6 protein-coding genes are annotated in these 6,068 nt (G+C 69.6%); all 6 read right to left on the minus strand.

The annotated features are described in order from the left end of the window. A partial coding sequence (locus tag RIF93_RS17920; RefSeq protein ID WP_375163891.1) for an outer membrane protein assembly factor BamD occupies positions 1-877 on the minus strand: 877 nt, incomplete at its 3' end. A gap of 120 nt (positions 878-997) precedes the next feature. Further along, the gene (lpxC, locus tag RIF93_RS17925) at positions 998-1,891 is read right to left on the minus strand and encodes a UDP-3-O-acyl-N-acetylglucosamine deacetylase (protein WP_309092815.1); all 894 of its coding nucleotides are present in this window, start codon (positions 1,889-1,891) and stop codon (positions 998-1,000) included. Positions 1,892-2,028: 137 nt separating this feature from the next. After that, entirely contained in the window at positions 2,029-2,247 is a 219-nt protein-coding gene (locus tag RIF93_RS17930) for a hypothetical protein (protein ID WP_309092816.1), read from the minus strand. A gap of 85 nt (positions 2,248-2,332) precedes the next feature. Next, the gene (gene ftsZ / locus RIF93_RS17935) at positions 2,333-3,829 is read right to left on the minus strand and encodes a cell division protein FtsZ (protein ID WP_309092817.1); all 1,497 of its coding nucleotides are present in this window, start codon (positions 3,827-3,829) and stop codon (positions 2,333-2,335) included. Positions 3,830-4,061: 232 nt separating this feature from the next. Further along, positions 4,062-5,402: a cell division protein FtsA gene (gene ftsA / locus RIF93_RS17940; protein WP_309092818.1), complete on the minus strand. Its 1,341-nt coding sequence runs from the start codon at positions 5,400-5,402 to the stop codon at positions 4,062-4,064. A 20-nt stretch (positions 5,403-5,422) separates the two neighbouring features. Then, on the minus strand, positions 5,423-6,068 hold a 646-nt coding region (locus tag RIF93_RS17945; protein ID WP_309092819.1), incomplete at its 5' end, for an FtsQ-type POTRA domain-containing protein.

The following is a 6,068-nucleotide window of genomic DNA, read 5'->3' on the forward strand; positions in this document are numbered from 1 at the left end:
CCGCCGCGTCAGTGGCGGTGGCGGGCGCCGGCGGGGCCGCGGGCGGTTTGATGGTGTCGCGCTTGTCCTTGCGGAACGGCAGGCGCAGCAGACCCTTCTTGCCGCCGCTCTCCGGCTCGACCGCGGGGCGCAGGCCCTTGTCGCTGAGCAGGCGGTAGGCGTCGCGATACCAGGGGTCGCCCGGATAGTTGTAGCCCAGCACCGCGCCGTTCTTCCGCGCCTCGTCCATGAGGCCGAGCGTCAGGTACGACTCGACCAGCCGGTACAGCGCCTCGGGCGTGTGGGTCGTGGTTTGGTAGCGGTCGACGACGGTCTTGAAACGGTTCACCGCGGCCAGCGTATCGCCGTTGCGCAGGTACCAGCGCCCGATCGTCATTTCCTTGCCGGCCAGCTGGTCGTTGACCATGTCGATCTTCAGGCGGGCGTCTTGCGCATATTCGGTCGCCGGATAGCGTTGGACGACGGTGCGCAGGGCCTCGAGCGCCTGGGCGGTCGCGGCCTGGTCCCGGCCCACGTCGACGATCTGCTCGAAATAGCAGATGGCCTTGATGTAGTGCGCGTAGGCTGCGGCCGGATTGCCCGGGTACAGCTGGATGAACCGTTCGGCGTCGCCAATGGCCTCAGGATAGTCGTTCGACTGATAATGGGCGTAGGCCTGCATCAGGATCGCTCGGCGCGACCACTCCGAATAGGGGTGCTGGCGCTCCACTTCCTGGAAGTAGTTGATCGCCTGGTTCCACAGGCCGCGGTCGAGGCGGTTTGCGCCCGTCGCGTAGAGCAGCTCCACAGGGCGCTCTTCATAGACCAGACGGGGTTTCTTCTTGTTGCCGGCGCAAGCGGACAGGGCGAGCGCGCACGCGGCAGCGACGAGGACCACTCGCGTAGAAGTTCGAACCGAAGACACCTTCACCTCAAGACCAGCGCGCGCGCCCCCACGCGGAGAGTCGCTTCTACACCACCGACTGTGGCGAGCAAACGGCGGCGGGGTCGCAGACGATTAGACCGCTTCGGCGAGGTCGGCCACGAAGGTGCGGACGCGCCAGGCGTCGGGCCGGGCGGCGAGCGCGCGGACCAGGGCGTTGTTCAGGCCGTGGCCCGCCAGCACGCCTTCGAAACGCCCCAGGACCGGCAGGCCCAGGACGTAGAGATCGCCGATGGCGTCCAGCGCCTTGTGCCGCACGAACTCGTCGGGCCGGCGCAAGCCTTCGGGATTGAGCACGCGGTCGCCGTCGATCACCACGGCGTTCTCCATCGAGCCGCCGCGGGCCAAGCCCATGGCGCGCAGCGCCTCCACGTCCTGCAGGAAGCCGAAGGTGCGGCAGTCGGCGAGTTCCGCGCGGAAGGCCTGCTCGTCCATCGCCAGGTCGATCGCCTGCGTCCCGATGGCGGCGCTGTCGAACCGGATCTCGAAGGCGACCTGGAAGCCATCCGCGGGCTTCGCCGCGGCGCGCTTGTCGCCGTCCACGACCTCGACGGGCTGGAGGATTTCGATGTAGCGGCGCGGCGCCTGCTGCTCGCGCAGGCCGACGCGATCCAGCACGCGCAGGAACGGCAGGCTGGAGCCGTCCATGATCGGCATCTCGGGTCCGTCCAGCTCGACGACGGCGTTGTCGACGCCCAGCATCACGAAAGCGGCCATCAGGTGCTCGATCGTCGAGACGGTGGCGCCGGCTGCGTTACCGATCACGGTGCCCAGCTGGGTCTTGCAGACGGCCTCGGCGGAAACGGGCACGCGGTTGTCGCGGTCCGACACGTCGGTGCGGACGAAGACGACGCCCGCGTCGACCGACGCTGGCCGCACCGCCACCCGCGTGTAGGCGCCGGTGTGGACGCCCACGCCGGCGAACAAGGCCGGAGCCTTCACGGTGTGCTGGAACGCGGGTGCGGACAAAGTGGACCTTCCACAAACACAAAAGGGTCCGATCCAAGACGGATCGAGCCTTCGCCCCTCAACTGCTGCTTAGGCTGCTTCGATGCAGCGCAGCAAAACACTTGCTGTTTCGCTATGTTTCGCCGCCGCGGCGAGGCTCAGCGGGCCGGATAATCCTGGGCGCCCACTAGGTTCATCGCCCGATCCTGGATCCGCACCTGGGCGTGGCGGCCGAGGTCGGACATGCAGCGGGCCAGCGCCCTCGCCTGCTCCTCCGCGCGGCGGCCCGAGCGGAACACCAGCGGCTCCAGTTCGGCGCAACGCACGGTCCAGCCGCCAGCCAGCGGCGAGACCCAGATGACCTTCGCGTAGCTCATATCCGCCCTCCCGTTCAGGTGGACGGCGGAAACAATAGCAGGGGGCGAGGCCCCCTGCTTTCTCGTTTGTGTGAAGGAACGACGATTAGTTGGCGAGGCGGCGCAGGAAGGAAGGGATCTCCAGGTCCTCGGCCGTGTCGACGTCCTCTTCGATCTGCGGCGCTTCCATCGGCTGGGCGCCGCCGCGGACCGGCGCGGCCGAAGCGACCGGACGGGCGTCCATGCGGGCCGGCTGTTGCGGTGCGGCCTGCGGCGCGTCGTAGCGCGGACGGCCGCCGAACAGGCTCAGGAACCCGCCGCGCGGCTTGCGCGCCTCGTAGGCCGGCTCTGCGAACAGGGGCTCGTCCTCTTCGCGGGCGGGCGGCGCCTCGGCGGCGAAGATGCGCGGCGCGGGTTCGGCGGCGGCTTCCGCCTCAGCCGCCAGCGGCAGGCCAAAGATGTCGGGCTGCTCTTCCTCACGCTCCTCGAGCGCGAAGGCCGGTTCGGCGACGGATTCCGGCGCGGCGGCCATGACCGGCTCGGCCACGGGCTCGGCGGCTCTCGGCGTCACCGTGGCGCGCAGGGGCTCGGCGGTGAGCGAGCGACGCTCGACCTTCGGCTCGATGGCGGCGATGGACGCGCCGTCCATGCCGGTGGCGACCACCGACACGCGCACCTTGCCCTCCAGCGTCGGATCGAAGGCCGCGCCGAAGATGATGTTGGCTTCCGGGTCGACCTGTTCCGAGATGGCGTTGGCCGCCTCGTCGACTTCCAGCAGGGTCATGTCGAGGCCGCCGGTGACGTTCACCAGAACGGCCTTGGCGCCCTTCAGGGACACCTCGTCCAGCAGCGGGTTCTGGATAGCGTTCTGGGCGGCCATCAGGGCGCGGTCCTCGCCCGTCGCCTCGCCGGTGCCCATCATCGCCTTGCCCATCTCGGTCATGACCGTGCGGACGTCGGCGAAGTCGAGGTTAATCAGGCCGGGCAGCACCATCAGGTCTGTGATCGAGCGCACGCCCGAGTGCAGGACCTGGTCGGCCATGCCGAAGGCTTCGGCGAAGGTCGTCCGCTCGTTGGCGACACGGAACAGGTTCTGGTTCGGGATGACGATCAGCGTGTCGACGTAGCGCTGCAGCTCCTGGATGCCGGCGTCGGCCAGGCGCATCCGGTGGCGACCTTCGAAGTGGAAGGGCTTGGTGACGACGCCGACCGTCAGGATGCCGCGCTCGCGGGCGCACTTGGCGATGATCGGGGCCGCGCCCGTGCCGGTGCCGCCGCCCATGCCGGCGGTGATGAAGACCATGTGGGCGCCGTCGAGGTGCTCACCGATCTCGGGAATGCTCTCCTCGGCCGCGCTCATGCCGACTTCCGGGTGCGCGCCGGCGCCCAGGCCTTGCGTCACCTGCACGCCGAGCTGGATGCGCCGGTCGGTCTTGGCGAACTGGAGCTGCTGGGCGTCGGTGTTGGCGACGACGAACTCGACGCCTTCGAGCCCCGCCTCGATCATGTTGTTGACGGCGTTGCCGCCGGCGCCGCCGACGCCGAAGACGACGATCCGCGGCTTCAGTTCCGTGGCGCGCGGCGCTGAAAGAGAGATGGCCATGGACCCTGCGTCCTTCCCAAATGCGGTCAGAGCGCCGGCGACCCGCACGCCCGACGCACCCTTGTTTAAGGATGGGTTTATTTGGCGACCGACATCCTTAAGCGAGGGTTAAGGCCATAGCGCGAGTCGCGATTCCCGCGAGCTTAGCCACAGGGAAAATTCCGCTTGTCCCTCAAGGACTCAGCTGACGCCTCGCCAAGGCTGCGACAGCATGGCCCGAGCTTAACAACCGTTAGAGGTTTTCCCTCAACCAGGCCGCGGCCTTGGCGACCGGGTTGGCGCGCGGGTCGAGCGGCTCCCGGCGCAGTTTGGCCGAGGCCAGGGACTTCGACGAGACCGCTTCGCGCGGACCGAAGGCGGCCCGGTGCAGGATGCCCGCCGCGGCCGTGAACGCCGGGCCCGAGGCGGCGTCGGCCAGATGCGGCACTCGACGCGGCCGGCCGAGCCGGACGGGTCGATCGAACACGCGGACAGCCACTTCTCGCACACCAGCCAGTTGGCTCGCGCCGCCGGTCAGCACCAAGCCCGCGCCCGGCTCCACCGGAGCGCCCGAGGCCTTCAGGCGGTCGCGCAGCAGCTCCAGCGTCTCTTCCACGCGCGGGGCGATGATCCCCTTCAGCAGGGAACGCGGGGCCACCACCGGACCGGCGCCGGGATCGTCGCCACGCGGCGGCGCCTCGATCATTTCGCGGTCCTCGTTGGCCGAAGCGATGGCCGAGCCGTGCAGGGTCTTGATCCGCTCGGCGCCGGCGATGGAGGTGGAAAGGCCGCGGGCGATGTCCTGGGTCACATGCTGCCCACCGACCGGCACCGTCTCCACGTGCACGAGGCTGCCGCCCGAGAAGACCGCGGCCGAAGTCGAGCCGCCGCCCATGTCGATGCAGACGGAGCCCAAGTCCATCTCGTCTTCTTCCAGCGCCGCCAGGGCGGAGACGAAGGGCGCGGCCACGACGCCTTCAAGCTGCAGGTGGGCGCGCTCGACGCAGGCGCCCAACGTCTGGAACACGGTCTCGGCGACCGAGACGACCAGCAGCTCGACGCCAAGGGTCTTGCCGAACATCGCGCGCGGATCGCGAACGCCGCCCTGACCGTCCACGGACCAGGCGACCGGAAGGATGTGGACCGCGCGGCGACCGGGCAGCTTGATCTGGGCCAGGGCGTTCTGGATCGCGCGCACCAGGTCGTTGTCGCTGATAGGCCGCGCGCCGATCGAGACGCGTCCGGCCACGCGGGACGAGCTGAGCTGGCCGCCCGCCGTCGCAACCGTCACGCCTTGGACGTTCACGCCGGCCACGTTCTCGGCCCGCTCCACCGCCTGGGCGATAGCCTCGGAAGCTTCGTCGAGATTAACGATCGAGCCGCCCCGCACGCCGCGCGACTGGACGTAGCCGACCCCGCAGGTAGTCAGCGTCCGGTCGGCCTTGCGCACGCCTTCCGGCTTCATGATGAAGCAGGTCACCTTCGAGGCGCCCAGGTCCACGGCGGCGATGACTTTCGGCGGCGCGAGCGCGGCCTTCAGGCCTTCGCGGCCGTCCTTCTTGGAGGCTTCGGTGCGGGCGGCGGTCTTCAGCATCGTCGTTACGTTTCTTCTCCTTACACGCCGGCGGCGGCGAGGCCGCCCGGCGCGGTGGGGTCCAGAGGGGCGCGCGGCCGGACGGCCACGACATCGGGATTGCGCAGGTCGATCCGCTCGAAACCCAGCTCCAGGATCCGCGAGCGCAGATCGAGTTGTTCGAGCTGGCCCAGGGCCTCCTCCTCGCCGGCGGCGGGAAGCTGGATCAGCGAGCCGTCCTTCAGCCGCAGGTCCCAGCGCCGGTCATCGACCCGCACCAAAGCCTCCATGCGCTGCATCAGCTTGGGCCGCTGCGCGAGGATCGGCAGGATCTCGCCCGCGTGCTGGGCGCCGCCGGCGCCGACCACCAGCGGCAGGGTCGGGAAGCGGCCCGGATCGGCCTCGGGGATCACCCGGCCCTGGTCGTCGATCACGACGCTGCGCCCGGCGTGCTGCCACACCGCCAGCTGCCGCCGCTCTTCCACGGCGATCACCAGGGTGTCGGGCAGAAGCCGCACGACCTTGGCCTCCTTCACCCAGCCAACCTGTTCGACACGGGCTCGCAGGGCCTCGAGGTCCATGCCCAGCAGCGGCTGGTCCTTGTGGATCGCGGCGGCGCGGACGATGTCAGGCGTGGCCATCTTCGAGGCGCCTTGGACGTGGACGGCGCGCAGCCGGAAGCCGGCC

Origin of the sequence: Phenylobacterium sp., assembly GCF_031181185.1 — a bacterium.
Classification (GTDB): domain Bacteria; phylum Pseudomonadota; class Alphaproteobacteria; order Caulobacterales; family Caulobacteraceae; genus Phenylobacterium.

What these genes read in the sequence shown, in the direction of transcription:
- RIF93_RS17930 (WP_309092816.1), bottom strand. Translation starts at nt 2,247, where the DNA reads ATGAGCTACGCGAAGGTCATCTGGGTCTCGCCGCTGGCTGGCGGCTGG.
- ftsZ (WP_309092817.1), bottom strand. Translation starts at nt 3,829, where the DNA reads ATGGCCATCTCTCTTTCAGCGCCGCGCGCCACGGAACTGAAGCCGCGG.
- ftsA (WP_309092818.1), bottom strand. Translation starts at nt 5,402, where the DNA reads ATGCTGAAGACCGCCGCCCGCACCGAAGCCTCCAAGAAGGACGGCCGC.